Source organism: Streptomyces tanashiensis, assembly GCF_014648895.1.
Taxonomy (GTDB): domain Bacteria; phylum Actinomycetota; class Actinomycetes; order Streptomycetales; family Streptomycetaceae; genus Streptomyces; species Streptomyces tanashiensis.
Map to the genome: position 1 here is coordinate 65,162 of NZ_BMRZ01000015.1, position 22,697 is coordinate 87,858.

General features: G+C 72.7%; 20 protein-coding genes and 1 tRNA gene. 8 read left to right on the forward strand and 13 right to left on the reverse strand.

Features of this window, described 5'->3' with window-relative positions:
* Window positions 1-49: 49 nt before the first annotated feature.
* From IE237_RS31610 to IE237_RS31640, 7 genes are all read right to left on the reverse strand, one after another.
* A complete protein-coding gene (locus tag IE237_RS31610; protein ID WP_189805568.1) occupies window positions 50-940 on the reverse strand; it encodes an LAVTG motif-containing sortase-dependent surface protein in 891 nt (296 codons plus the stop codon).
* Window positions 941-1,112: 172 nt separating this feature from the next.
* Window positions 1,113-1,556 carry a hypothetical protein gene (locus tag IE237_RS31615; protein WP_189805569.1) on the reverse strand — a complete coding sequence of 148 codons (444 nt, stop codon included), beginning with the start codon at window positions 1,554-1,556 and terminating at the stop codon, window positions 1,113-1,115.
* Between the two features lie 40 nt (window positions 1,557-1,596).
* Complete coding sequence (gene pth, locus IE237_RS31620; RefSeq protein WP_189805570.1) at window positions 1,597-2,193, reverse strand: aminoacyl-tRNA hydrolase; 597 nt, start codon at window positions 2,191-2,193, stop codon at window positions 1,597-1,599.
* Between the two features lie 98 nt (window positions 2,194-2,291).
* A complete protein-coding gene (locus IE237_RS31625; RefSeq protein ID WP_189805571.1) occupies window positions 2,292-2,879 on the reverse strand; it encodes a 50S ribosomal protein L25/general stress protein Ctc in 588 nt (195 codons plus the stop codon).
* Window positions 2,880-3,122: 243 nt separating this feature from the next.
* A complete protein-coding gene (locus tag IE237_RS31630) occupies window positions 3,123-4,097 on the reverse strand; it encodes a ribose-phosphate diphosphokinase (protein WP_141302919.1) in 975 nt (324 codons plus the stop codon).
* Between the two features lie 121 nt (window positions 4,098-4,218).
* Entirely contained in the window at window positions 4,219-5,664 is a 1,446-nt protein-coding gene (glmU, locus tag IE237_RS31635) for a bifunctional UDP-N-acetylglucosamine diphosphorylase/glucosamine-1-phosphate N-acetyltransferase GlmU (RefSeq protein ID WP_189805572.1), read from the reverse strand.
* A gap of 106 nt (window positions 5,665-5,770) precedes the next feature.
* Window positions 5,771-5,845, reverse strand: a tRNA-Gln gene (locus IE237_RS31640).
* Between the two features lie 251 nt (window positions 5,846-6,096).
* Here IE237_RS31640 and IE237_RS31645 point away from each other — a divergent pair.
* Window positions 6,097-7,428 (forward strand): sensor histidine kinase, encoded by a 1,332-nt coding sequence (locus tag IE237_RS31645; protein ID WP_189805573.1) that lies wholly within the window; start codon window positions 6,097-6,099, stop codon window positions 7,426-7,428.
* On the opposite strand, the gene IE237_RS31650 is transcribed toward IE237_RS31645, so the two are convergent.
* Both IE237_RS31650 and IE237_RS31655 read right to left on the reverse strand, forming a co-directional pair.
* Window positions 7,415-7,906: an SUKH-3 domain-containing protein gene (locus IE237_RS31650; RefSeq protein WP_189805574.1), complete on the reverse strand. Its 492-nt coding sequence runs from the start codon at window positions 7,904-7,906 to the stop codon at window positions 7,415-7,417. The genes IE237_RS31645 and IE237_RS31650 overlap by 14 nt on opposite strands.
* A 9-nt stretch (window positions 7,907-7,915) precedes the next feature.
* Window positions 7,916-8,428 carry a YwqJ-related putative deaminase gene (locus tag IE237_RS31655; protein WP_189805575.1) on the reverse strand — a complete coding sequence of 171 codons (513 nt, stop codon included), beginning with the start codon at window positions 8,426-8,428 and terminating at the stop codon, window positions 7,916-7,918.
* A gap of 271 nt (window positions 8,429-8,699) precedes the next feature.
* On the opposite strand from IE237_RS31655, the gene IE237_RS31660 reads away from it, so the two are divergent.
* The 3 genes from IE237_RS31660 to IE237_RS31670 all read left to right on the forward strand — a co-directional run bounded on the left by IE237_RS31660 (window position 8,700) and on the right by IE237_RS31670 (window position 13,412).
* A complete protein-coding gene (locus IE237_RS31660) occupies window positions 8,700-9,698 on the forward strand; it encodes an SMI1/KNR4 family protein (RefSeq protein ID WP_189805672.1) in 999 nt (332 codons plus the stop codon).
* 7 nt (window positions 9,699-9,705) lie between these two features.
* A complete protein-coding gene (locus IE237_RS31665) occupies window positions 9,706-12,387 on the forward strand; it encodes an SUKH-4 family immunity protein (RefSeq protein WP_189805576.1) in 2,682 nt (893 codons plus the stop codon).
* Between the two features lie 116 nt (window positions 12,388-12,503).
* Window positions 12,504-13,412 (forward strand): coiled-coil domain-containing protein, encoded by a 909-nt coding sequence (locus IE237_RS31670; RefSeq protein WP_189805577.1) that lies wholly within the window; start codon window positions 12,504-12,506, stop codon window positions 13,410-13,412.
* A 46-nt stretch (window positions 13,413-13,458) separates the two neighbouring features.
* On the opposite strand, the gene IE237_RS31675 is transcribed toward IE237_RS31670, so the two are convergent.
* Complete coding sequence (locus IE237_RS31675) at window positions 13,459-14,043, reverse strand: GNAT family N-acetyltransferase (RefSeq protein ID WP_189805578.1); 585 nt, start codon at window positions 14,041-14,043, stop codon at window positions 13,459-13,461.
* Window positions 14,044-14,129: 86 nt separating this feature from the next.
* On the opposite strand from IE237_RS31675, the gene IE237_RS31680 reads away from it, so the two are divergent.
* A complete protein-coding gene (locus IE237_RS31680) occupies window positions 14,130-14,507 on the forward strand; it encodes a VOC family protein (RefSeq protein ID WP_189805579.1) in 378 nt (125 codons plus the stop codon).
* 13 nt (window positions 14,508-14,520) lie between these two features.
* On the opposite strand, the gene IE237_RS31685 is transcribed toward IE237_RS31680, so the two are convergent.
* Complete coding sequence (locus IE237_RS31685) at window positions 14,521-15,372, reverse strand: ArsR/SmtB family transcription factor (RefSeq protein WP_189805580.1); 852 nt, start codon at window positions 15,370-15,372, stop codon at window positions 14,521-14,523.
* 102 nt (window positions 15,373-15,474) lie between these two features.
* Here IE237_RS31685 and IE237_RS31690 point away from each other — a divergent pair, with 102 nt between their 5' ends.
* Window positions 15,475-16,734 carry an MFS transporter gene (locus IE237_RS31690; protein WP_229843009.1) on the forward strand — a complete coding sequence of 420 codons (1,260 nt, stop codon included), beginning with the start codon at window positions 15,475-15,477 and terminating at the stop codon, window positions 16,732-16,734.
* Window positions 16,735-17,023: 289 nt separating this feature from the next.
* On the opposite strand, the gene IE237_RS31695 is transcribed toward IE237_RS31690, so the two are convergent.
* On the reverse strand, window positions 17,024-18,577 hold the full coding sequence (locus IE237_RS31695; protein WP_189805582.1) for an MFS transporter: 1,554 nt from the start codon (window positions 18,575-18,577) through the stop codon (window positions 17,024-17,026).
* Window positions 18,578-18,768: 191 nt separating this feature from the next.
* Here IE237_RS31695 and IE237_RS31700 point away from each other — a divergent pair, with 191 nt between their 5' ends.
* Window positions 18,769-19,557, forward strand: a complete 789-nt coding sequence (locus IE237_RS31700; RefSeq protein ID WP_189805583.1) for an ABC transporter ATP-binding protein — start codon at window positions 18,769-18,771, stop codon at window positions 19,555-19,557.
* A complete protein-coding gene (locus IE237_RS31705) occupies window positions 19,554-22,127 on the forward strand; it encodes an ABC transporter permease (RefSeq protein WP_189805584.1) in 2,574 nt (857 codons plus the stop codon). Before IE237_RS31700 ends, IE237_RS31705 begins: the two co-directional genes overlap by 4 nt.
* A gap of 163 nt (window positions 22,128-22,290) precedes the next feature.
* Here IE237_RS31705 and IE237_RS31710 read toward each other — a convergent pair whose 3' ends face one another.
* Complete coding sequence (locus IE237_RS31710; protein ID WP_189805585.1) at window positions 22,291-22,536, reverse strand: type II toxin-antitoxin system Phd/YefM family antitoxin; 246 nt, start codon at window positions 22,534-22,536, stop codon at window positions 22,291-22,293.
* Between the last annotated feature and the right edge of the window lie 161 nt (window positions 22,537-22,697).

Here is a 22,697-nt window from a genome sequence, read left to right on the forward strand (position 1 = left end):
GGCCCCCGCCGGATTCCCCGGCGGGGGCCCTGTCGTACTTCGGGGTACGTCAGTTCTGCGCGGCCTTGCGACGGCGGGTCACCAGGACCGCGCCGGCGGCCGCGAGGGCCAGGGCGGCGGCGGCGAGGAGGCCGACCGGGGCGCTCGAACCGGTCTCGGCGAGGTTGCCCTCGCCCCCGGTCTCCGAACCGCCGGTGGCGGAGCCGCCCGTGGAGGCGGTCTCACCGGTGGTGGAGCCGCCGGTCGTGGTGGTCCCGCCGGTGCTCGTCCCACCGGTGGCGGAGCCGCCCGTGGAGGTGGCCTCGCCCGTGGTGGAGCCACCGGTCGTGGTCTCACCCGTGGTGGTCTCGCCCGTGGTGGAGCCGCCGGTGGTCTGCTCGCCGGTGGTGGAGCCACCCGTGGTCTGCTCGCCGGTCGTCGTCCCACCGGTGGTCGAACCGCCGGTGGTCTGCTCACCGGTGGTCGAACCGCCCGTGGTCTGCTCGCCGGTGCTGCCACCGGTGGTCTGCTCGCCCGTGGTGCCACCCGTGGTGTCGGTGGCCGGGCAGGTGTGGGACAGGTTGAACCAGCCCTGCTTGATCACACCGTTGACCTCGGCCTCGGCCGACGTCAGCTTGGCGCCCGGGGCGGAACCCACGTACGCGTGCTTGGCGTTCGGCGGACCGAACGAGGTGATGACGATCGGCGCGCCGTTGTCGAAGGTCACCGTCAGCTTGGTGAAGTCCACGCCGTTGCCGGGGATGACGAAGTGCCAGCCGTCCTGGCTGGCCGGAATCGTCTTGCAGTCACCGTCGTGGGACGCCTCCGACGCGGCGATCGGCGTCTGCTGGTGCAGCGGGTACGTGTGCGTGCCGTCCGACGCGAAGGCGGTCGGCGCCAGGATCACGGAGCCCGCCATGGCCGCGACAAGCGCGGCTGCGGGAATGAGGGAGCGTCGCATGTGCAGTCGTCCATCTGTGGAATGAGGATGCCGTGGGAGGTGGCTGGGGCAGCCTATCCATCGCTTTAAGTCAGTCTTAAGCCAGAGGTCCATAACGATTGCCCCGGGAACCCGGCCGTTCCCGGACGGAACACGGACGGAACACGGACGACGGTCCGGCCGACCGCCCCGCTCAGAGCGCGAAGAACGCCGCCACCAGCACCGCCCCGCCGACCCCCGCCAGCGACCACGCCGTCCGCGGCAGCCGCATCCCGCCACCGACCAGCGGCGCCGCGAGCAACAGCGCCCCGCCCAGCGGGAGCCACGCGTGCAGCCCACCGCCCCAGCCCGTCCGCACGCCCTCGTCCGTGCCCGGCTTCACCACCACCGGGATCGTCGCGCCCTTCTCCGCCGCGACCGAGCGCGCGATCGTCAGCGTGCGGCGCGACGAGGACGGATCCTCCGGGACATAACGACCGCTGCACGTCTCGTCCGTGCAGGCGGTCACCGACAGCGTCCCGTGCTCACGACCCTTCGCGAGCAGAACGTGCTGGGCGGAGTTCCACGAGGCCCAGGCGCCCGCGACGACGAGAAACAGGGCGACCAGGGCCATGGCTGCGGTACGGACGTGCGTCATGACCCGCGATCGTACAGTCGTACGTCCCGATCGCCAGGCCCTACGAGTTGTACGCCGACTGGGCCCGCTCCAGACCCTCCGCCACCAGACACTCCACCGAATCCGCCGCCCGGTCCACGAACCAGTCCAGGTCCTTGCGCTCCGCCGACGAGAAGTCCTTCAGGACGAAGTCCGCCACCTGCATCCGGCCCGGCGGACGCCCGATCCCGCACCGCACCCGGTGGTACTCCGCGCCCATCGCCTTCGTCATCGACTTCAGACCGTTGTGCCCGTTGTCGCCGCCGCCCAGCTTCAGCCGCAGCACCCCGTAGTCGATGTCCAGCTCGTCGTGGACCGCCACGACATGCGCCGTCGGCACCTTGTAGAAGTCGCGCAGCGCCGTCACCGGACCGCCCGAGAGATTCATGTACGACATCGGCTTCGCGAGGATCACCCGGCGGTTCTCCGGCCCCGGAGGCCCCATCCGGCCCTCGACGACCTGCGCCTGGGCCTTCTGCGCCCGCTTGAACGAGCCACGGATCCGCTCCGCGAGCAGGTCCACGACCATGAAGCCGATGTTGTGCCGGTTGGCCGCGTACTCGGGCCCCGGATTGCCGAGACCGACGATCAGCCAGGGGGCGTTCGCGTCGTCCGTCATGTGCGCAGCTCTCCTCGTATCCGCGTATCCGTACAAGAGAAACGGGGTGACGGGCCCGTACGGCCCATCACCCCGTCACGTCAGGCAGAGCCTACGGCTCAGGCCTCGGCACCCTCGGTGGCCGCGGCCTCGGCGGCCGGCTCCTCGGCCTGCGCGGCCAGGACCTGGAGGACGACGGCGTCGGCGTCGGTCACCAGGGTCGCACCCTTCGGGAGGGTGATGTCCTTCGCGAGGACGGAGGCACCGGCCTCCAGGCCCTCGACGGAGACCGTGACGGCCTCGGGGAGGTGGGTGGCCTCGGCCTCGACGGAGAGCGTGCCGAGCACGTGCTCCAGCAGGTTGCCGCCGGCGGCGAGCTCACCCTCGGCCTGGACCGGGATCTCGACCGTGACCTTCTCGCCGCGCTTCACGAGAAGCAGGTCGACGTGGATCAGGAAGCCCTTGATGGCGTCACGCTGGACGGCCTTCGGGATCGCCAGCTCGTTCTTGCCGTCGATGTCCAGGGAGAGCAGGACGTTCGGCGTACGGAGCGCGAGGCCGAGCTCGTGGGCCGGGAGGGTGATGTGGGCCGGCTCCGAGCCGTGGCCGTAGACGACCGCGGGAACCTGGGAGTCACGGCGGATGGCACGGGCGGCGCCCTTGCCGAACTCGGTACGGACGGCAGCGGCGAGCTTGACCTCGGACATGGTGCACTCCTCGTAGAAGGTGACGAACAGACGTGGTCACCCGGCCACGACTGGCGATGGCCTGCTACGAAGAGCGCGTCGATAACGGACCGCCGTGACCCTTACGGGTACGGCCTCCCTCGCCGAGCAACTACGGCAGTCTACCCGCCGCCCCCGACGCGCCCAAATGGATCAGCTCCCGGACAGACGGAAGGGCCCTCCCCCGGTGGGGGAAGGGCCCTCCTCGGTCACTGCCTACGGGGCTCAGTGCTCCTCGAAGAGGCTCGTCACCGAACCGTCCTCGAACACCTCGCGCACCGCGCGCGCGATCGTCGGCGCGATCGACAGCACCGTGATCTTGTCCAGCTCCAGCGCACCCGGCACCGGCAGCGTGTCCGTGAACACGAACTCGCTCACCTTGGAGTTCTTCAGGCGGTCCGCGGCCGGACCCGACAGGATGCCGTGCGTGGCCGTCACGATGACGTCCTCCGCGCCGTGCGCGAACAGGGCGTCCGCGGCGGCGCAGATCGTGCCGCCCGTGTCCACCATGTCGTCGACGAGGACACAGACGCGGCCCTTCACGTCACCCACGACCTCGTGCACGGTGACCTGGTTGGCGACGTCCTTGTCACGACGCTTGTGCACGATCGCCAGCGGCGCGTCCAGACGGTCGCACCAGCGGTCGGCGACCCGCACGCGGCCCGCGTCCGGGGACACGATCGTCAGCTTGGCGCGGTCGACCTTCGCACCCACGTAGTCCGCCAGGACCGGAAGGGCCGACAGGTGGTCCACCGGACCGTCGAAGAAGCCCTGGATCTGGTCCGTGTGCAGGTCCACGGTCAGGATCCGGTCCGCGCCCGCCGTCTTCAGCAGGTCCGCCACCAGACGCGCCGAGATCGGCTCACGGCCGCGGTGCTTCTTGTCCTGACGGGCGTAGCCGTACGACGGGATGATCACGGTGATGCTCCGGGCCGAGGCCCGCTTCAGAGCATCGATCATGATCAGCTGTTCCATGATCCACTTGTTGATCGGAGCCGTGTGGCTCTGGATCAGGAAGCAGTCCGCGCCGCGCGCCGACTCCTGGAAGCGGACGTAGATCTCACCGTTGGCGAAGTCGAACGCCTTGGTGGGAACGAGACCGACGCCCAGCTGGTGCGCGACCTCCTCGGCCAGCTCGGGGTGGGCGCGGCCGGAGAAGAGCATCAGCTTCTTCTCGCCGGTCGTCTTGATCCCGGTCACAGCACTGTCTCCTCAGACGTGTTCTCTGGCCGCGATCCCGCGCCTGTCGAGCGCATGTGCGTGCCAGCCGAATTTGTGTGCACGTATCACGGTACGCCGAGTTCGACGTACCCGTTTCCGGTCAGCTTTCGCCGGCGGACTCCTCAGAGGAGGCCTGAGCGGCCTGCGCGGCAGCACTGCCGGGCCGCTTCCGGGCCACCCAACCCTCGATATTCCGCTGCTGGCCCCGGGCCACGGCGAGCGAACCGGCCGGCACGTCCTTCGTGATCACGGACCCCGCGGCGGTGTAGGCCCCGTCCCCGATGGTGATGGGAGCCACAAACATGTTGTCCGAACCCGTACGGCAGTGGGAGCCGATCGTGGTGTGGTGCTTCGCCTCGCCGTCGTAGTTCACGAAGACGCTCGCGGCGCCGATGTTCGTGTACTCGCCGATCGTCGCGTCACCCACGTACGACAGATGGGGGACCTTCGTGCCCTCGCCCACCGTCGCGTTCTTCATCTCGACGTACGTACCGGCCTTCGCCTTCTTGCCGAGGTTCGTCCCCGGACGGAGGTACGCGAAGGGACCCACGGAGGCGCTCTCGCCGATGACGGCGGAGAAGGCGACCGTGTTGTCCACCCGGGCGCCCTTGCCCACGGTGACGTCCGTCAGGCGCGTGTTCGGGCCCACCACGGCGTCCTCGCCGATGTGCGTGGCACCGTGCAGCTGCGTCCCCGGCAGGATCACCGCGTCGGCCTCGAAGGTCACGGTCACGTCCACGAGCACGGACGCGGGGTCCACGACGGTGACACCGGCCATCATGGCCCGCTCCAGGAGCCGCCGGTTCAGCAGGCCGCGGGCCTCGGCGAGCTGCACCCGGTTGTTGATCCCGAGGATCTCGCGGTGGTCGCCCGCGAGCGACGCCCCGACCCGGTGCCCGGCCTCGCGCAGGATCGACAGCACGTCGGTGAGGTACTCCTCGCCCTGGCTGTTGTCCGTACGCACCTGCGTCAGCGCCTCGGCGAGCAGCTTCCCGTCGAACGCGAACACACCGGAGTTGATCTCCCGGATCGCGAGCTGCGCGGCGGACGCGTCCTTGTGCTCGACGATCTCGGTCACGGCGCCGGAGCCGTCCCGGACGATCCGCCCGTACCCGGTGGAGTCCGGGACCTCGGCGGTCAGCACGGTCACGGCGTTGCCGTCGGCCGCGTGGGTGTCCGCGAGCGCGCGGAGCGTCTCACCGGACAGCAGCGGAGTGTCGCCGCACACGACCACGACGGTCCCCTCGGGCGCCTGGCCGAGCTCCTCCAGGGCCATCCGCACGGCGTGCCCGGTGCCGTTCTGCTCCTCCTGGACGGCGGTCCGGGTCCCGGCGTAGTGCTCGCCGAGATGCCCCTTGACCTGCTCCCGGGCGTGCCCGACGACCACGACGAGGTGCTCGGGCTCCAGCTCGCGGGCGGCGGACACGACATGCCCGACGAGCGAGCGTCCGGCGATCTCGTGCAGGACCTTGGGGGTCTTCGACTTCATGCGGGTGCCCTCACCCGCTGCGAGGACGACGACGGCTGCCGGGCGGTTGGCGCTCACAGGAATGCCCTTCGGCTTTGGGTGGTGGACCCACGAAGGATACCGGGGGGCAAGCGGGCGGACATGAGTGCGGGTCCTGACCTGGACGGTCAGGACCCGCGTCGCGTGGCTCCCCTGCCAGGACTCGAACCCGGACATAGGACTCCAAAGGTCCCAGTGCTGCCGATTACACCACAGGGGATGGTGTATGCCTCAAAGCGGACAAATCGCTAGTCCGTCGATCTGGCGGCCTCCACTATGCCGTACCAAGACCCTTTGATGCGACGGTACAGGCGGGAGCTCGCGGCCACCCGGAGGCTGTCGCGATCGGTTGTCGCGCGAGCCCCATCGTCCGGAATGCGGACGTCCGGATCGAATATGCGGTCGATTCAACAGTTCGAGGGACGCGTTTATCCAGCATTGACGTGGGGGCCCACCCGTAGGGTGGTGGGTATGACCACAACGGGGGCGGACCGGGACGCCGAGGGCGTCGGGACTTGGTGGTGGTGGGGGAGACGGCGGAGCGCCGTCCTGGACATCGGGCTCGCGCTCGTCTCCGCGCTGGAGTGCGCGGTCGAGGGCATCGGCTTCGCCGACAAGGCTTCGCTGCCCGTGCCCGTGGGGGTGCTGTTCGGGCTGATCGTCGGGTCCACCCTGCTGTTCCGGCGCCGGTGGCCCATCGCCGTCGTCCTCGTGTCGATCGCCGTCGCGCCCGCCGAGATGGGCTTCCTGATGGGGATCGTCGGGCTGTACTCGCTCGCCGCCTCCGACGTGCCCCGGCGGATCACCGCCGTCCTCGCCGGCATGTCGACGCTCGCCGTGTTCGTGGTGACCGTGGTGCAGATGCGGCAGGACGTCGCCCAGGTCGACGAGGGCCCGCCGGACATCGACCCGAGCGGCTGGTACGTGCCGAGCGTCGCGCTCTTCATGACGCTCGGGCTCAACGCGCCGCCGGTGCTCTTCGGCCTCTACATAGGGGCGCGCCGCCGGCTCATGGAGAGCCTGCGGGAGCGCGCGGACTCGCTGGAGCAGGAGCTGTCGCTGCTCGCGGACCGGGCCGAGCAGCGGGCGCAGTGGGCGCGGCAGGAGGAGCGGACGCGGATCGCGCGGGAGATGCACGACGTGGTGGCGCACCGGGTGTCGTTGATGGTGGTGCACGCGGCGGCGCTGCAGGCGGTGGCGTTGAAGGATCCGCAGAAGGCGGTGAAGAACGCGGCGCTGGTCGGGGACATGGGCCGGCAGGCGTTGACGGAGTTGCGGGAGATGCTGGGGGTGCTGCGGGAGGAGAGGGTTCCCGCGGCTCCGTCGGTGGTGCCGCTGGCCGCGGTGGGGCGGGCGGCGGCGGCCGCGGCGGAGGCGGCGGCGGAGGACGGGCCGTGCCTGGACGCCGTGGAGGCGTTGTGTGAGCAGTCGCGGCTGGCGGGGGCGGTCGTGGAGCTCGTGGTGATCGGGGAGGCGCGTCCGTATGCCCCGGAGGTGGAGCGGACGGCGTACCGGGTGGTGCAGGAGGCGTTGACGAACGTCCACAAGCACGCGGCGGGTGCGGAGGTCGTGGTGCGGCTCGCGCATCGGGGTGGCGAGGTCGCGATGCAGGTGGAGAACGGTCCTTCGGACGCGGCGGTGGCGGATGTCGGGCTGCCGAGCGGTGGGAACGGGCTGGTGGGGATGCGGGAGCGGGTGCTGCGGCTCGGGGGTGTGTTCGTGTCGGGGCCGACCGACCCGGGTGGTTTCAAGGTGTCGGCGGTGCTGCCGACGGGTGAGTGGCCGGTCCTCAGCCGGCCGTGAGGCGGGTCGGCTGGGCTCCGGTGATGAGGGTGGAGAGGGCGGCGTCGATGTCCTTGCCGAGGTACCAGTCGCCGGCGTGGTCGAGGCTGTAGACGCGGCCTTCGGCGTCCATGGCGAGGACGGCCTGGTGTTCGCCTTCCTCTCCGAGGGGGGCGAGCTCGGTCTCCAGGGCGCGGCCGAGGTCGGCGAGGGTGCGGGAGAGGTGCAGTCCGGCGAGCGGGTCGAAGCGGACGGCGGCGGGCGCTATCTGCCGCCCGTGGCCGGGCGCGGTGATCCGCAGGCCGCCGAATTCGGCCCAGGCCTCGACGGCGGCGGGGAAGACGCTGTGCCGGTGTCCGGCGGGGGAGACGTGGGCGCGCAGGGTGTCGGCCCACTCTTCGGCGAGCTTGATGTCCCAGCGGCCGGGCTGCCAGCCGGCCTCGCGGAGGGCGGCGTCGACGTTGACCGGGAAGCGTGTGGTGCTGAGGTGGTCGGGCATGGGGTGCGGTCAGCCGTTCTCGACAGGCGTGGTGGGGTCGACGGTGCGGACACCGAAGTGGGCGAGCATCGCCGTACAGGAGCGACAGGGTGCCGCGTAGCTGCCGTGGAGCGGGTCGCCGTCCTCCCGGATGCGCCGGGCGGTGAGTTTGGCGTGCTTGAGGGAGCGGCGGGCCTCGCTGTGGGTGAGCGGCTTGCGCTGGGCGCGCTTGGAGCGGCCGTTCTCGGTGGCGGTGAGGTGGCGGGAGAGCAGGATCGCCTCGGGGCAGCGGCCGGTGAAGCGTTCGCGCTGGCTGCTGGTGAGGGTGTCCAGGAAGTCCTGGACGAGGGCGTGCAGGGCGGGGGGCCGGTCGCCGCGGCCCGCGGTGCACGTGAGGGTTTCACCGCGGACGGAGAGGGCGGCTCCGACGGTGGGGAGGATTCCGTCGCGGCGGTGACGCAGTAAGGGTGCGCGCGTCGCCTCGGCGCTGCTGCTCCAGTTGAGGCGTGGGTCACCCTGTGTGGGCGTCGTTGCTGTGTGCATGGTGCTCGTCTTCCCCTCCTGCAATCCCCCGAGTTGCGTGGACAGCCTGCCAAATAGGGAGCCATATGGGGAAGCTGGGGCGGCGTAACGCGTCCCCGGTGTGTCGGAATCATGGTGCACCTGTCATGGCGTCGTGACAGTTGGTCACGGTCGGTGGTCGTCGGTTCGGGTCCGGTTCGGGCTCTTGTGGCAGCGCATAGGCTGTGCGGAATCAGGCTGTGCGAATCAGCCGGTAGCAGCAGTCAGTGACGCCATGCAGGGGGCAACCGCCATGACGACAGGTCGGCTCGGGCAGGACACCGCGCCACCGAACGCGGCCTATGCCGGGCAGGTCGTGCATTTCCCGGATCCGGTGCGTGCCTCCCGTCACCCCAGGGGGGTACGGGTGGACGAGTTCGGTCATCCGGACTTCTCGCCGTATGCGCGTGCGGCGGCGGAGATCGCCGATCCGCCCGAGGGTTTCGGTGTCGACGAGCTGCGTCTCACGGACTATGTGTCGGCGAACGCGGCGATGGCGGCGACCGGGCACGAGCTGTGGGACTCGATTCCGTCGGTGGCGACCCCGCACGGCTGGACGTGGCACCACGTGGCGCGTTCGCGGCGGATGGAGCTGGTTCCGGTCGAGGTGAAGGCGCTGCTGCGTCATCACGGCGGGGTGGCGACGGCGGCCGTGGACCAGTCGAAGCGGGGGACGCGTCCGCTGCAGGAGACCCGGCCGGTGCACTTCGGGCTGCCGAAGGGCCTGGTGTCGGTGTCGGAGCAGCAGCTTCAGGGCGTCGAGGAGGATCTCGGCTATCGGCTGCCGGGGGCGTACCGCACGTTCCTGAAGGCGGCGGGCGGGTGCGCTCCGGTGGGCGCGGCGCTGGACGCGGAGCTGGGGCTGCTGGTCGACCAGCCGTTCTTCACGGTGCGGGAGGAGGCGGGGGTCAATGACCTCGTCTACGTCAACAAGTGTCTGCGTGACCATCTGACGAAGGACTATCTGGGCGTGGCTTTCGTCCAGGGCGGTCTGATCGCGCTGAAGGTGCGGGGTGCGGCGGTCGGTTCGGTGTGGTTCTGCGCGTACGACGACGCGCGGGACTCCGGCGAGGTGGCGGCCGGCTGGACGGTGAACGAGCGGGTGGAACGGCTGTTGCTGCCCTGTGGTGCGGACTTCGACGCGTTCCTCGGGCGTCTGGCGGGCAATCCGCCGGAGCTGGAGACGGTGGCGAACCTGATGGTGGACGGTGGCTTCGCGCGTGCCGTGCCCGTGGTCCCGGTGGGGGAGTGAGCTGGCTGTGGTGACGTTCGCGCAGGCGCAGGAGCGCGCCGAGGAGTGGATCAACGGTGACCTGCCGGCGTATCAGCACCGTGAGGTGCGGGTGCGGGAGTTCGAGCTGGGGTTCGTGGTGTGGGCGGAGGACCGCGAGGGCGGTCCGACGTCGGACGGCGGGCGCCAGCGGCTGGTGATCGCGCGCAGTGGTGAGGCGACGCTGTGGCCGGGGCTGCCGGTGGGTGAGGTGATCCGGCGGTACGAGGAGGAGTACGGGGCGACGGACGAGGTTCCGGCGCAGGCGGCGGTGCCGGCGGCCCGGATCGATCTGAATCAGACGTCGTTCCTGCTGAGTCCGCCGGAGTGGCTGCAGGACGCTGCGGACAAGATCGGGCTGCCGAGGGAGGAGTCGCACGCCTCGCAGGAGAGCGCGAGCGGGTCGGCCCGGGTGGACGACGTGTCGGACGCGGTGGGGGCGGGGGAGTCGGGGCCGTCGGCCTCGGTGGCTTCTTCGGCTTCTTCGCCGTCCTTGGGTTCGATGGAATCTTCGGCTTTGTCTGCTCCGTCTGCTCCGTCTGCTCCGTCTGCTCCGTCCGCTTCGGTGGCGGCGTCGGAGGCGGCGACGGCTCCGGTCCGGGCCGCTGAGCCCGCTCCGGTCGCGGAGGCCGACGCGTACGAGCCGACGGCGATGGACGGCGTACCGGCGGCGACGCCTGCGACTCCGGCGGCGCCGCCCGCCCCCGCCCCCGCGCCCGTGCCTGCCCCTGCTCCCGCACCGGCCGCTGCTCCCGTTCCCGCTCCCGCGCCTGCTCCCGTTCCCGCGTCCGACAGTCCGTGGGTGGACGCGAACGCGAGTTCCGGGGGTGCGGACGGGGCGGTGCCGCTGCCCGCGACCGTCTTCGCGCCGGCGCTGTCGGGTACGGACGACGAGGACACCCCGCCGCCCTCGGTGGGCGCGGACGCGCCGACCGCCCTGATGAAGGGGGGCAGCGCGCTGCCCCCGACCGCGATCGCGCCCCGCCTCGACCCGGCGGCCCCGGCCCCGGCTCCTGCCCCGGGCGCGGTTCCGCAGGCTCCGCCCGCGCCGCCCGTGCCGCAGCCTTCGCCGGCCGCCGCGCAGGCCGGTCCGGGGACGCCGCCGCCTCCGTCGCCCACGCCCGTGGCGCCGGGCGCCGGGGACATCGCGGACGCGGCGACCAGCAAGGCCGCCCTGTCGCCGAAGGCCGGGCGCGGGCCGACGCCGCCTCCGCCGCCGGGAGCGCCGGGGGTCCCGGGTGCTCCGCCCGCTCCGGGTGTCCCGGGTGGTTCGTCGGGCTCCAACGCGTACATCCCCACGCAGCTCGTGTCGCAGCTCGGGCCGGAGGGGCCGAAGCCGCCCGCGCAGCCGGGTCCGCCCGGGCCGCCTCCGCCGGCCCCGCCGGGTCCCGTGACGCCGCCGCAGCCGGTGCACCACGCGGCGACGATGCTGGCGCACCCCAACCAGGGCGGTCCGGGCGCGCCTCCGCCGCCCCCGCCGCCGCCGGGTGTGCCCGGCACGCCTCCGGGCGGTGTCGCGCACGCGGCGACGATGCTGGCGCATCCCGGTCCGGGTGGTCCGGGCACTCCGCCGCCCCCGCCCGCTCCGGCGCCGCCGGTCGGCGGTCACACGCCGCCGCCCGCGCCCGGTCCCGTTCCTCCGGGTCCCGTGGCGCCGGGTCCCGTGCCCCCCGCGTACGGCTATCCGCATCCGGCGGGTCAGCCGACGGTCGGCCCCGGCTACCAGGCGGTGCTGCGGTACCGGGCGCCCGACGGTTCCGAGGCGCAGATCATCCGGCGTTCGGCGCCGGGCACTCCGCACCCGGAGTGGCAGATCCTGCACGAGCTGCGGGCGATGAACGTGCCGCCGCAGCAGGTGCTCGAACTCCACACGGAGCTGGAGTCCTGTGAGCTGCCGGGTGGTTACTGCGCGCGGATGATCCGGGAGACGTGGCCGCAGGCGCGGATCACGAGCATCGCCCCGTACGGCCGTGATCACGCGGGCCGGCAGCAGGGCATGCGGCAACTCCTGACCCATCAGGGCGAGTTGCACCAGGTCGCGGACGGTCCGGCGCGCCCGGCTCCGGTGCGGGCGCCGCTGCCGCAGGTGCAGCCCGCCCCGCCGATCCCCCCGGAGGGGATCGCGCAGGAGCTGGCCGGGGCGTTCGGGCCCGGTGTGCTCCGGTTCGACCAGCGGGCGGTGTCCCGGCAGGGTGTGCCGGAGATCGTGGCGCGCACCCTGGTGTGGGCGGGGCTGCCGGCGGACTTCGGTCCGTTCTTCTGGGCGCAGCCGGCGATGCCGGTGGTGCCGACGCTGGCGGAGCTGGCGGCGCAGCGGCAGGTTCCGGCGGCGCCGGACGCGAGCTCGTACCTGGTGCTCGGTTCGGACTTCGGCCGGGCGGTCTGTGTCCAGTACGGGACCGCGCACATCGTGGCGGTGCCGGTGGAGGCCGGTCCGGGCGGGCAGTCGGTGCCGCCGCAGTTCGTGAACACGGGGCTGCCGGAGTTCACGCGGTCGATGGCGCTCCTCGGCCGGATGTGGCGGCTGCGGTTCGGGCTGAACCCGGAGCAGGCGGGCCGCTGGACGGTCGATTTCCAGGCGCAGTTGGCGATGCTGGACCCGGCGGCGCTGTCGTCGCCGGAGAACTGGTGGTCGGTGCTCCTGGAGCAGATGTGGGACGGCCTTCTGTAGGCGGAACCGAACCGAATGTGACGAAAGGCGCTCGACGTGCGTGCACGTTGGGCGCCTTTTGTCCGTTCTGATGGCGCATCCTTGAGGGTCGAGGCCACAGGGAAGGGGCGTCAGGGATGAGTTTCGCCGTCGGACGGGGGCGCGGGTACCGCCCCGAGCAGGTCGACCGCCACCTCGCCGCGCTCTCCGGGGAGCGCGACGCGGCCTGGGAGCGGGCGGCGCGGCTCACGGTCCTGGCCAAGGAGATGGAGACGGAGGCCGCCGGGCTGCGGCTGGCCGTCAGACAGCTCGCGCCGCAGCGGTACGAGTCCCTCGGCGAGACCGCGCAGAGGATCCTGGCGCTGGCCGAGCAGGAGGACGAGCGGCTCGTACGGGGTGCCGAGGCGGAGGCGCAGGCCCTCGTGGAGGCCGCCGAGCAGGCGGCCCGGGAGGCGACGGAGGCCGCCGCGGCGTATGCGGAGGGCGTCAGGACGGCGGCGGACGCGGCGGCCCGGGCGGCCCTGGAGGAGGCCCGTGCGCGGTCCGAGGAGAGGGTGACGATCGCCCGCCGGGACGCCGAGGGGGCCAGGGAGGCCGCGCGGGAGGCCTTCGAGGAGACCGAGAGGCGGGCGGAGGCCCTGCGGGCGGAGCAGCGCGCGGAGCAGACGGCGGCCCGGGACGAGGCGGAGCGTACGGCCGAGGCGGAGGCGGCGGCCCTGGACGCCCGCCACGTCGAACTGGTCGCGGCGGCGGAGGCGGGGCTCGCGGAGACGCAGCGGGCCCTGGCCGCGACGGAGGAACAGGCCCGGCACGGCCAGGAGGACGCCGAGGCCCGCGCGGAGGAGCTGCTGGCCGAGGCCAGGATGAAGGCGGAACGGGTCGAGCGCGAGACGGAGCGGGTGCTGCGGGAGCACGAGGAGGCGCGGGACGAGATCCACTCCCACATGGAACACATCCGCAACTCCCTGGCGGCGCTGACGGGCCGCCCGACGGCCGCGGAGAAGCCGGAGAGGCCGACGCCGGAGTCCGACGCCGGCCCCGCCTAGGCCCCGAACTCCCCCGTCATCCCCGCCCGCCTCGCCGGGCCGGTCGTCACTCGCCCCGGACGCGGGCGTGCAGGTGCATGTCGTGTCGGCCGTCGTCGTGCAGGGCGGCGCTCCGCTTGGTGCCTTCCAGGGCGTAGCCGCACTTCACGGCGACCCCGCACGACGCCGGGTTGCGCGTCGAATGGTCCAGTTCCAGGCGGTGGAAGCCGATCTCGTCCAGGGCCCAGACGGAGAGCGCCGACAGCGCGCGCGAGGCCACGCCGGCGCCCCGCGCGTCCGGCAGCACCCAGTAGGCGACGTCGGCGACGCCGTCGTCGAAGTCCAGGCCGCGCAGCGCGATCCGGCCCAGGACCTCCGTCCCGTCGCGGGTGATCGCCCAGTGGCCGCCCTTCTCCCGCTCCCAGTCCTGGCGGTACGCGTCGAACCACTCCAGGACCTGGGTCCCGGTGGAGGGCCGGCGCGTGTGCCAGCGGCGGAGCTCCTCGTCCTGGTACGCGGAGAGGAAGACCGGCGCGTCGGCCGGCTCCCAGGGGCGCATCAGCAGCCCCCCGCCGGCGGGAAGCACGGGCTGGGGGAAGCCGGACAGGACGCCGGAGGCGATGACGGGCGGTGTGGAGAGCGCACGGGTCATCCTCCATGGTCGCCCCTCCGCGACTCCGCCTGTCGAGACCCCGGGCGACAACTCCGGCCGGGGGACGCCGAGTAGGCTCCCCGCCCATGCTCATGAAACTGACGGCGATCACACTCGACTGCGCCGATCCCCTGGCCCTGGCCGCGTTCTACCGGCGGGCCACCGGGCTCCCGCTCGCCGACAGGTCCGACGACGAGTTCGCGGGACTCCGCGGCGAGGACGGCCTGTTCCTCGGATTCCAGCGCGTCGACGGCTACCGTCCGCCGTCCTGGCCCGACCAGGAGGTCCCGCAGCAGCTGCACCTGGACTTCGACGTCGACGACCTGGAGGAGGCCACGGCCCGCCTGGTGGAGTGGGGCGCGACCGTCCCCGCCGACCAGCCCCGCCCGGACCGGTGGCGGGTGCTCCTGGACCCGGCCGGGCACCCCTTCTGCCTGTCGCTGCCGCGCCCGCCCGCCGCCTAGTCCCGCCCGCCGCCTAGGAGGCCCGCCCGAGCAGCGCCTGACCGAGCTCGCTCGCCCGGTAGTACACCTCGCGCCGGTACCGGTGCGAGGTCACCAGGCCCGCGTCCCGCAGCACGGCGAGGTGCTGCGACACCGCGCCGGCACTCAGCCCGGTCTGGTGGGCGAGGCCCGTGGTGGTGGTCGGCGTGCGCGTACGCCCCAGAAGCCCGGCCCGGCTGCGCCCGAGGAGCCGCGCGAGCCCGTCGCCCGGCTCCGCGGACCGCTCCCACAGGGTGCCGACGGCCCGCGCGGGATAGACGAGACACGGCGGTACGGTCTCCCGCCCGGGCAGCAGGACGCACCGGGTCGCGAAGGCGCTCGGGGCGAGGGTGATCCCGCCGCCGTCCAGGACCAGGCCCCCGGCCGGGAGGCCCGCCCCGCCGAGCCGGTCCTCCGCCCACCGCAGGCTGGGATGGAGGTGCGCGAACACCTCCCGGATGCCGTCCTCGGCGAGCTGCCGGGTGCGGTGCGCGAGATCGGCCTCCAGAACGGCCCTGATCCGGGGCCAGTACGGGCGCACCCCCGCCTCCCACCAGGCGAGGACGGCCTCCGCGCGTCCGGGCGGCCCCGCGAGGGCGGCCAGCTCCTCCCCGATCTCGGCGAGGGGGCAGCGCGGGGGAGGGGCGAGGGCTTCGAGCTCCGGCAGGTGCGGGAGCAGGGCGGTGCGCTCCCGGCCGACGGTCAACGCCGTTTTGATCCAGGGGAGATGGAGGGCGTGACGGCCCGGGTCGGCGGAGGCGCGCAGCGCGGCGACGGACTCCCAGAGGGGTGACACGGCGAACCGGAGCTGCGCCAGGTCGTCGACCCCGAACCGTATCTCTCCCACCGGTCCCCCTCCGTGCGAGCCCACCGGTCCCCCTCCGTACGAGCTTTTCGCCCAGACTAAAACAATGGTCGCCCCGAGCCGTCGGTGATGGTGTTCGCCGACATGACCACCACCTCCCTCGACACCCCTCCTCGGCGCGCCCTCTTCCGGCTGCCGGACTTCCGCCGGCTGTGGATCGGCGACACCGTGAGCCAGGCCGGCACCGCCGTCACCGTCCTCGCGCTCCCGCTCGTGGCGATCGGCCCGCTCGACGCGTCCCCCTTCGAGGCGGGGCTGCTCGTGATGTGCGAGTACCTGGGCTTTCTGCTCCTCGGGCTGCCCGCCGGGGCGTGGGTGGACCGGATGCGCCGCCGTCGCGTGATGATCGTGGGCGATCTCGGCCGGGCCGCTCTCCTCGCCACCCTGCCGCTCGCCGCGTGGCTCGGCGTGCTGACGCTCCCTCAGCTGTACGCGGTGGCCTTCGGGCTGTCCGTCTGCACGGCCTTCTTCGACATCGCGTACCAGAGCCATCTGCCGCGACTCGTCGACGAGGAGCGACTGGTGGAGGCGAACGTGGCCCTCGAAGCGACCCGTACGGTCACGGCGGCGGGCGGGCCCGGAGCGGGAGGCGCGCTCGTCGCGGCGGTGACGGCCCCGGTGGCGCTCGCCGTCGACGCCGTCAGCTTCCTCGTCTCCGCGCTCCTCCTCTCCCGCATCCGCCGCCCCGACCCGCGGCCCGCGCGGGCTCCCGGGGCGCGACTGCGGGAGGAGATCGCCGAGGGGCTCAGGTTCGTGTTCCGGGACCGGCTGCTGCGGGCGCTGACGCTGACCGCCGCGGTCTCCAACCTGTGCGGCACGATCGGCACCTCCATGCTCCTCGTGCTGCTCGCGGGGGACCTCGGGCTCTCGCCGTTCCTGTGCGGGCTGGTGTTCACGGCGGAGGCGGTCGGCGGCTTCCTCGGCAGCCTCCTCGTGACCCGGATCTCCGCCCGCCTCGGCGAGGCGCGCGCGATGTGCGCGTCCGTCGTGGCCGCCGCGGTGCTGTGGCTGCTCGCGCTGCCGTTCTTCCACGCGGACGGGCGGTACGCGGTGGCCTGCCTGCTCCAGGGGCTCGGCTGGACCGCCTTCATGACCTTCAAGATCAACTCGGTGGCGCTCCGCCAGCGCCGCAGCCCCGCCCCGCTCCTCGGCCGGGTCACGGCGACCTTCCGCTTCGTGGTGTGGGGCTGCATGCCGCTGGGCGCCCTCGTGGGCGGAGTCCTCGGCGAGTACGCGGGCGTGCGGACGGCGCTGTGGACGGGCGCCGTGGGCGAACTGCTCGCGGTGGTGCCGCTGCTGGTGGCGGTGCGCGGCGGTGCCGGGCGGGACCGGGTCGCCGGGTGACGCCGCTCCCGCGGGGGACGCTCGTGGCCTCCCGGCCCCTGCCCGTGAACGTCCTGGCCGGCCCCGGCGCACTCCCCGTGTCCGAGCTCGCCGCAGCGGGAGCCGCCCGGGTCAGCGGCGGGGTCCGCCATCGCCGAGGCGGCGTACGGGCTGGTCCGGCGGGCCGCCCGCGAACTGCTGGAGAAGGGCACGACGACCACGCCGGAGGGCGGATTCGACTACGCCACCCTCAACGCGCCGCTCCTGGACGGACCCGCCGACTGAGACACGGTCGGGAACGCGGCCGCTCTCACCGGGCACCCGCCTCCTGGCCGCTCCGGCCGTCCCCCGCCGCCTCCTCCAGGACCGGGAAGCGGCGGGGCGCCAGCGTGAGGAGGGCCAGGAGGGCGAGGGCCGCCGCGCCCGCGGCCCCCACGTACACGTAGTCGACCGCCGCGTCGACCGCCCGGCGGATGCCGTCGGTGGCGGCCAGGGCCGGGGCCAGCGTGTCGAGGTCCGTGCCGGCGCCGAGGCGCGCCGCCAGGACCCCGTTGGCGATCGCGCCGAAGAGCGCCGCGCCGATGCTCTGGCCGACCTGGCGACAGAAGAGGACGGAGGCGGTGGTGGTGCCCCGCTCCCCGTACGGGACGGTCGACTGCACGCCGACGATCAGCGGCAGCTGGAAGAGACCGAGGGCCGCACCGAGCAGCAGCATCAGGAGGGCGGGCTGCCAGGGCTCGCCGGGGAACGGCAGGAACGGGAACGCGAGCAGGAGCACCAGCGCCAGCGAGATGCCCAGGACCGCCGTGAGCCGGAAGCCGATGCGGGTGTAGACCCGGTTGGAGAGCGCGGCGCTGATGGGCCAGCTCAGGGTCCACGAGGAGAGGACGAAGCCGGCGGCGATCGGGCCCAGGCCGAGGACGGACTGGGCGTACGTGGGCAGGAAGACCGTCGGGGCGACCATGAGCAGGCCGAGGGCGCCGAGGGAGAGGTTGACGGCGGCTATCGTGCGGCGGCGCCAGACCCAGCCGGGGATGATCGGCTCGGCCGCGCGCCGCTCGATGACGACGGTGAGGGCCGCGAGGGCCGCGGCTCCGCCGAGGAGACCGAGGGACGGGGCGGAGAGCCAGGGCCAGGCGACGCCGCCCTGGACGAGCGCGGTGATGAGTACGGCCCCGGTGGCGAAGATCGCCAGGGCTCCGGCCCAGTCGATGCGGACGCGCTCGCGCGGTGCGGTGCGGGCCGGTTCGACGAGGTGGCGGCCGACGAGCCAGAGGGCGAGCAGGCCGACGGGCAGGTTGATGAGGAAGATCCAGCGCCAGTCGGCGTACCCGGCGAGGAGGCCGCCGAGGGCCGGTCCGGCGATCGAGGCGGTGGCCCACACGGACGACAGCTTCGCCTGGATCTTGGGGCGTTCCTTCAGCGGGTAGAGGTCGGCGGCGATGGTCTGGACGGTGCCCTGGAGGGCGCCGCCGCCGAGGCCCTGGACGACGCGGAAGGCGATCAGGGAGGCCATGTTCCAGGCGGCGGCGCAGAGCAGGGAGCCGACGAGGAAGAGGACGGTCCCGGCGATGAGGACGGGCTTGCGGCCGAAGGTGTCGCTGAGCTTGCCGTACACGGGCAGGGTGACGGTCACGGCGAGCAGGTAGCCGGAGAAGAGCCAGGAGAAGACGGACAGTCCGCCGAGGTCGCCGACGATCTGGGGGACGGCGGTGGACACGATCGTCCCGTCGAGGGCGGCGAGCCCCATGGCGAGCATCAGCGCGAGCACCACGGGGCCACGGCGTGCGCCCGGGCCACCGTCCGGGGCGGACACCGCGGCGGACCCGGCCGTTCCGGCCGATGTCGGGGAGGACTCGGTCACCGCGCCATTCCTTTCTTCGTACACCTAAATGTGCGCGGCCAGCGTCTCACTCGACCCTGGGGTGGAGGAACCCCTAGGGGCCCCTCCCCCATGCGGGCCAGGGGTCGTTCGTACCGGCGGAGGAGGTGAAGTGCCGTTCGCTCTTCTTAACTTGAACCTACAAACCCACCCACCGCTCCAAGGAGAGAACCGTGACTTCGGCTGTGACCATCCCCAGGCACGGGGGTACTGGAGGGCTTACGGCTGTCGCGGCGCGGGCGCGTCAGGTCGTCAAGGCGTACGGCTCGGGGGAGACCCGGGTCGTCGCGCTGGACCACGTCGACGTGGACATCGCCCGTGGCCGGTTCACCGCGATCATGGGGCCCTCGGGTTCCGGCAAGTCGACCCTGATGCACTGCCTCGCGGGGCTCGACACCGTCACCGGCGGGCAGATCTTCCTCGACGAGACCGAGATCACCGGCCTCAAGGACAAGAAGCTCACCCAGCTGCGCCGGGACCGGATCGGCTTCATCTTCCAGGCGTTCAACCTGCTTCCCACCCTGAACGCCATCGAGAACATCACGCTGCCGATGGACATCGCCGGGCGGAAGCCGGACGCCGAGTGGCTGCGCCGGGTCGTCGACACCGTCGGGCTCTCCGAGCGCCTCAAGCACCGGCCGAACCAGCTCTCCGGCGGTCAGCAGCAGCGCGTCGCCGTGGCCCGCGCGCTCGCCGCCCGGCCCGAGATCATCTTCGGCGACGAGCCGACCGGAAACCTCGACTCGCGGGCCGGCGCCGAGGTCCTCGGCTTCCTCCGCGCGTCCGTGGACGAGCTGGGGCAGACGATCGTCATGGTCACCCACGACCCCGTCGCCGCCTCCTACGCGGACCGGGTGCTGTACCTCGCCGACGGGCGGATCGTGGACGAGATGGAGCGGCCCACCGCCGAGGCCGTCCTCGACCGGATGAAGGACTTCGACGCGCGCGGGCGGACGTCATGACCGTCCTCAAGACCTCACTGCGCAACTTCTTCGCGCACAAGGGCCGGATGGCGCTCTCCGCCGTCGCCGTCCTGCTCTCCGTCGCCTTCGTCAGTGGGACGCTCGTCTTCACCGACACCATGAACACGACGTTCGACAAGCTCTTCGCGTCGACCGCCTCCGACGTCACCGTCAGCCCCAAGGCCGCGGCGGCCGATGACGAGATCCCGCAGAACGGCCGCCCCGAGTCCCTCCCCGCCTCGCTCGTCGAGCAGGCCAGGAAGGTCGAGGGCGTCAAGGACGCGCAGGGCTCGGTCGCGTCGACGAGCGTCACCGTCGTCGACGCGAAGAACAAGAACGTCGGCCCGACCGGCGGCGCCCCGACGATCGCCGTCAACTGGACGCCCAACGAGCTGCGCTCGGTGGAGATCGCCTCCGGCCACGAGCCGCGCGGCCCCACCGAGGTCGTCGTCGACGGCGCCACCGCCGAGAAGCACGGCCTGAAGCTCGGCGACGAGCTGCGGACCATCGCCGTCACCGGCGACTTCACCGCGAAGATCGTCGGAACCGTCGAGTTCAAGGTCACCAACCCCGGCGCCACCGTCGTCTACTTCGACACCGCCACCGCCCAGCGTGAACTCCTCGGCAAGACGGGCCTCTTCACCCAGGTCTCCGTCGACGCGAAGCCCGGCGTCTCCGACGACGCGCTCAAGGCGGACCTCGCCGCCGCCCTCGGCGGGGGCTACAAGCTGCAGACCGCCGCCGAGGTCGCCGACGCGGGCCGCGAGAGCATGGCCGGCTTCCTCGACGTCATGAAGTACGCGATGCTCGGCTTCGCCGGGATCGCCTTCCTCGTCGGCATCTTCCTCATCGTCAACACCTTCTCCATGCTGGTCGCCCAGCGCACCCGCGAGATCGGCCTCATGCGGGCCATCGGATCGAGCCGCAAGCAGGTCAACCGTTCCGTCCTCGTCGAGGCGCTCCTCCTCGGCCTAGTCGGCTCGGTCGCCGGTGTCGCCGCGGGCGTCGGCCTCGCCGTCGGACTGATGAAGCTCATGTCCTCGATGGGCATGGAGCTCTCCACCCGCGACCTCACCGTGGCGTGGACGACCCCGGCCGTCGGTCTCGCCCTCGGCATCGTCGTCACCGTCCTCGCCGCGTACATCCCCGCCCGCCGCGCCGGGAAGGTCTCCCCGATGGCGGCCCTCCGCGACGCCGGCACCCCCGCCGACGGCAGGGCCGGCCGGGTACGGGGCGTGCTCGGTCTCGTCCTCACCGGCGCCGGAGCGGCCGCCCTGGTCGCCGCGGCCCGCGCCGCGGAGGCCGGCCCCGGCTCCCTCTGGCTCGGCCTCGGCGTCGTCCTCACCCTCCTCGGCTTCGTCGTCGTCGGCCCGCTCCTCGCGGGCGGCGTCGTGCGCGCCCTCGGCGTCGTCGTCCTGCGGATCTTCGGCCCGGTCGGCCGGATGGCCGAGCGCAACGCGCTCCGCAACCCGCGGCGTACCGGTGCCACCGCCGCCGCCCTGATGATCGGCCTCGCGCTCGTGGCCGGCCTCTCGGTGGTCGGCTCCTCGATGGTCGCCTCGGCCACCGAGGAACTGGACCGCTCCGTCGGCGCCGACTACATCGTGCGGTCCGCGACCGGGCAGCCGATCGTGCCGCAGGCGCAGGCAGCCCTGGAGAAGGCCCCGGGCCTGGACCACGTCACCGAGTACAAGTGGGTCGACGCCAAGGTCACCGACCCGCGCGGCAAGGTCTCCACGGCCGACCTGGCCGCCACCGACCCGACGTACGTGAAGGACCTGCGCCGCGAGACGACCGCGGGCACCCTCACGGACGCGTACGGCGAGAACGCGATGTCCGTCGGCAGCGACTACGCCACCGAGCACGGCGTGAAGGTCGGCGACGTCCTGACCGTCGCCTTCAAGGGCGGCGACACGGCGAAGCTGAAGGTCGCGGCGATCACGGCGGACGTCGGTCAGGTCGACAAGGGCGCGATGTACACGAGCGTCGCCACCGTCGCCCGCCATCTGCCCGCCGAGCGGGTGCCGCACAGCCTGCTGATCCTGGCCAGCGCGAAGGACGGCCAGGAGACCCAGGCCTACCAGGCCCTCAAGGACGCCCTCGCGCCGTACCCGCAGTACAAGGTGAGCAACCAGGCCGACTACAAGGAGGAGCTGCAGGACCAGGTCGGGCAGCTGCTCAACATCGTGTACGGGCTCCTCGCCCTGGCGATCATCGTCGCGGTCCTCGGTGTCGTGAACACCCTCGCGCTCTCGGTGGTCGAGCGGACCCGCGAGATCGGCCTCATGCGGGCGATCGGCCTCTCCCGCCGGCAGCTGCGCCGCATGATCCGTCTGGAGTCGGTGGTCATCGCCCTCTTCGGCGCCCTCCTCGGCCTCGGCCTGGGCATGGGCTGGGGCACGGCCGCGCAGAAGCTCCTGGCGCTGGAGGGCCTCGGGGTCCTGGAGATCCCCTGGCCGACGATCGTGACGGTCTTCATCGGCTCGGCCTTCGTGGGTCTCTTCGCGGCACTGGTCCCGGCGTTCCGGGCGGGCCGGATGAACGTCCTGAACGCGATCGCGAGCGAGTAGCGGTCGCGGGACGGAACGGGGGAGCGCGGCCCCGGTGGACCCTGCCAGGTCCACCGGGGCCGCGCTGCTGTCCGGCCGGTCGGGCCGGTCCGGTCGGTCCGGCCGGTCGGGTCGGGGCGTTCCGTCCGGACCGTGGGGAGGGGTGCGTCTTCGTGGGGGAGTGTCATTCGTCGACGCCGAAGGCCTGGTCGAAGGCCTCGGGTGCGTCGTCGAAGTCGTCGGTGGCGGCGGCGCGGCCCCTGACGGGGCCGTAGTCGCCCCGGCGGCCCCTGCCGGCCAGCGGGATCACCTTCGCCACCGGTTCGCCGGACTTGCTGATGATCACCTCCTCGCCGGTGGCGACCGCATCCAGGATCTTGGAGAAGTGGGTCTGCGCCTCGTGGACGTTGTACTGCCGGGCTGCTTCCATGGCGGCCTCGCACCGTGGGGAGGGCTCACAGCGGGGTGTGTGCGGGTGGACCGGGTACTGGACTAAAGCGTAGTGCGAGGAGCCGTCCCGCGGCCTGCCCGGTCACCCGTTCCGAACGCCTGACTGGCCCCTTTTCCCGGGGTGGGTGACAGTGGCACGTC

Bases quoted from the DNA above. Each gene is read 5' to 3' on its own strand.
- pth (WP_189805570.1), bottom strand. From the start codon at position 2,193: ATGACGGACGACGCGAACGCCCCCTGGCTGATCGTCGGTCTCGGCAAT.
- IE237_RS31615 (WP_189805569.1), bottom strand. From the start codon at position 1,556: ATGACGCACGTCCGTACCGCAGCCATGGCCCTGGTCGCCCTGTTTCTC.
- IE237_RS31710 (WP_189805585.1), bottom strand. From the start codon at position 22,536: ATGGAAGCAGCCCGGCAGTACAACGTCCACGAGGCGCAGACCCACTTC.
- IE237_RS31625 (WP_189805571.1), bottom strand. From the start codon at position 2,879: ATGTCCGAGGTCAAGCTCGCCGCTGCCGTCCGTACCGAGTTCGGCAAG.
- IE237_RS31650 (WP_189805574.1), bottom strand. From the start codon at position 7,906: ATGCCCGACCACCTCAGCACCACACGCTTCCCGGTCAACGTCGACGCC.
- IE237_RS31680 (WP_189805579.1), top strand. From the start codon at position 14,130: ATGCTCATGAAACTGACGGCGATCACACTCGACTGCGCCGATCCCCTG.
- IE237_RS31705 (WP_189805584.1), top strand. From the start codon at position 19,554: ATGACCGTCCTCAAGACCTCACTGCGCAACTTCTTCGCGCACAAGGGC.
- IE237_RS31645 (WP_189805573.1), top strand. From the start codon at position 6,097: ATGACCACAACGGGGGCGGACCGGGACGCCGAGGGCGTCGGGACTTGG.
- IE237_RS31690 (WP_229843009.1), top strand. From the start codon at position 15,475: ATGACCACCACCTCCCTCGACACCCCTCCTCGGCGCGCCCTCTTCCGG.
- IE237_RS31660 (WP_189805672.1), top strand. From the start codon at position 8,700: ATGACGACAGGTCGGCTCGGGCAGGACACCGCGCCACCGAACGCGGCC.
- IE237_RS31670 (WP_189805577.1), top strand. From the start codon at position 12,504: ATGAGTTTCGCCGTCGGACGGGGGCGCGGGTACCGCCCCGAGCAGGTC.
- IE237_RS31675 (WP_189805578.1), bottom strand. From the start codon at position 14,043: ATGACCCGTGCGCTCTCCACACCGCCCGTCATCGCCTCCGGCGTCCTG.
- IE237_RS31655 (WP_189805575.1), bottom strand. From the start codon at position 8,428: ATGCACACAGCAACGACGCCCACACAGGGTGACCCACGCCTCAACTGG.
- IE237_RS31610 (WP_189805568.1), bottom strand. From the start codon at position 940: ATGCGACGCTCCCTCATTCCCGCAGCCGCGCTTGTCGCGGCCATGGCG.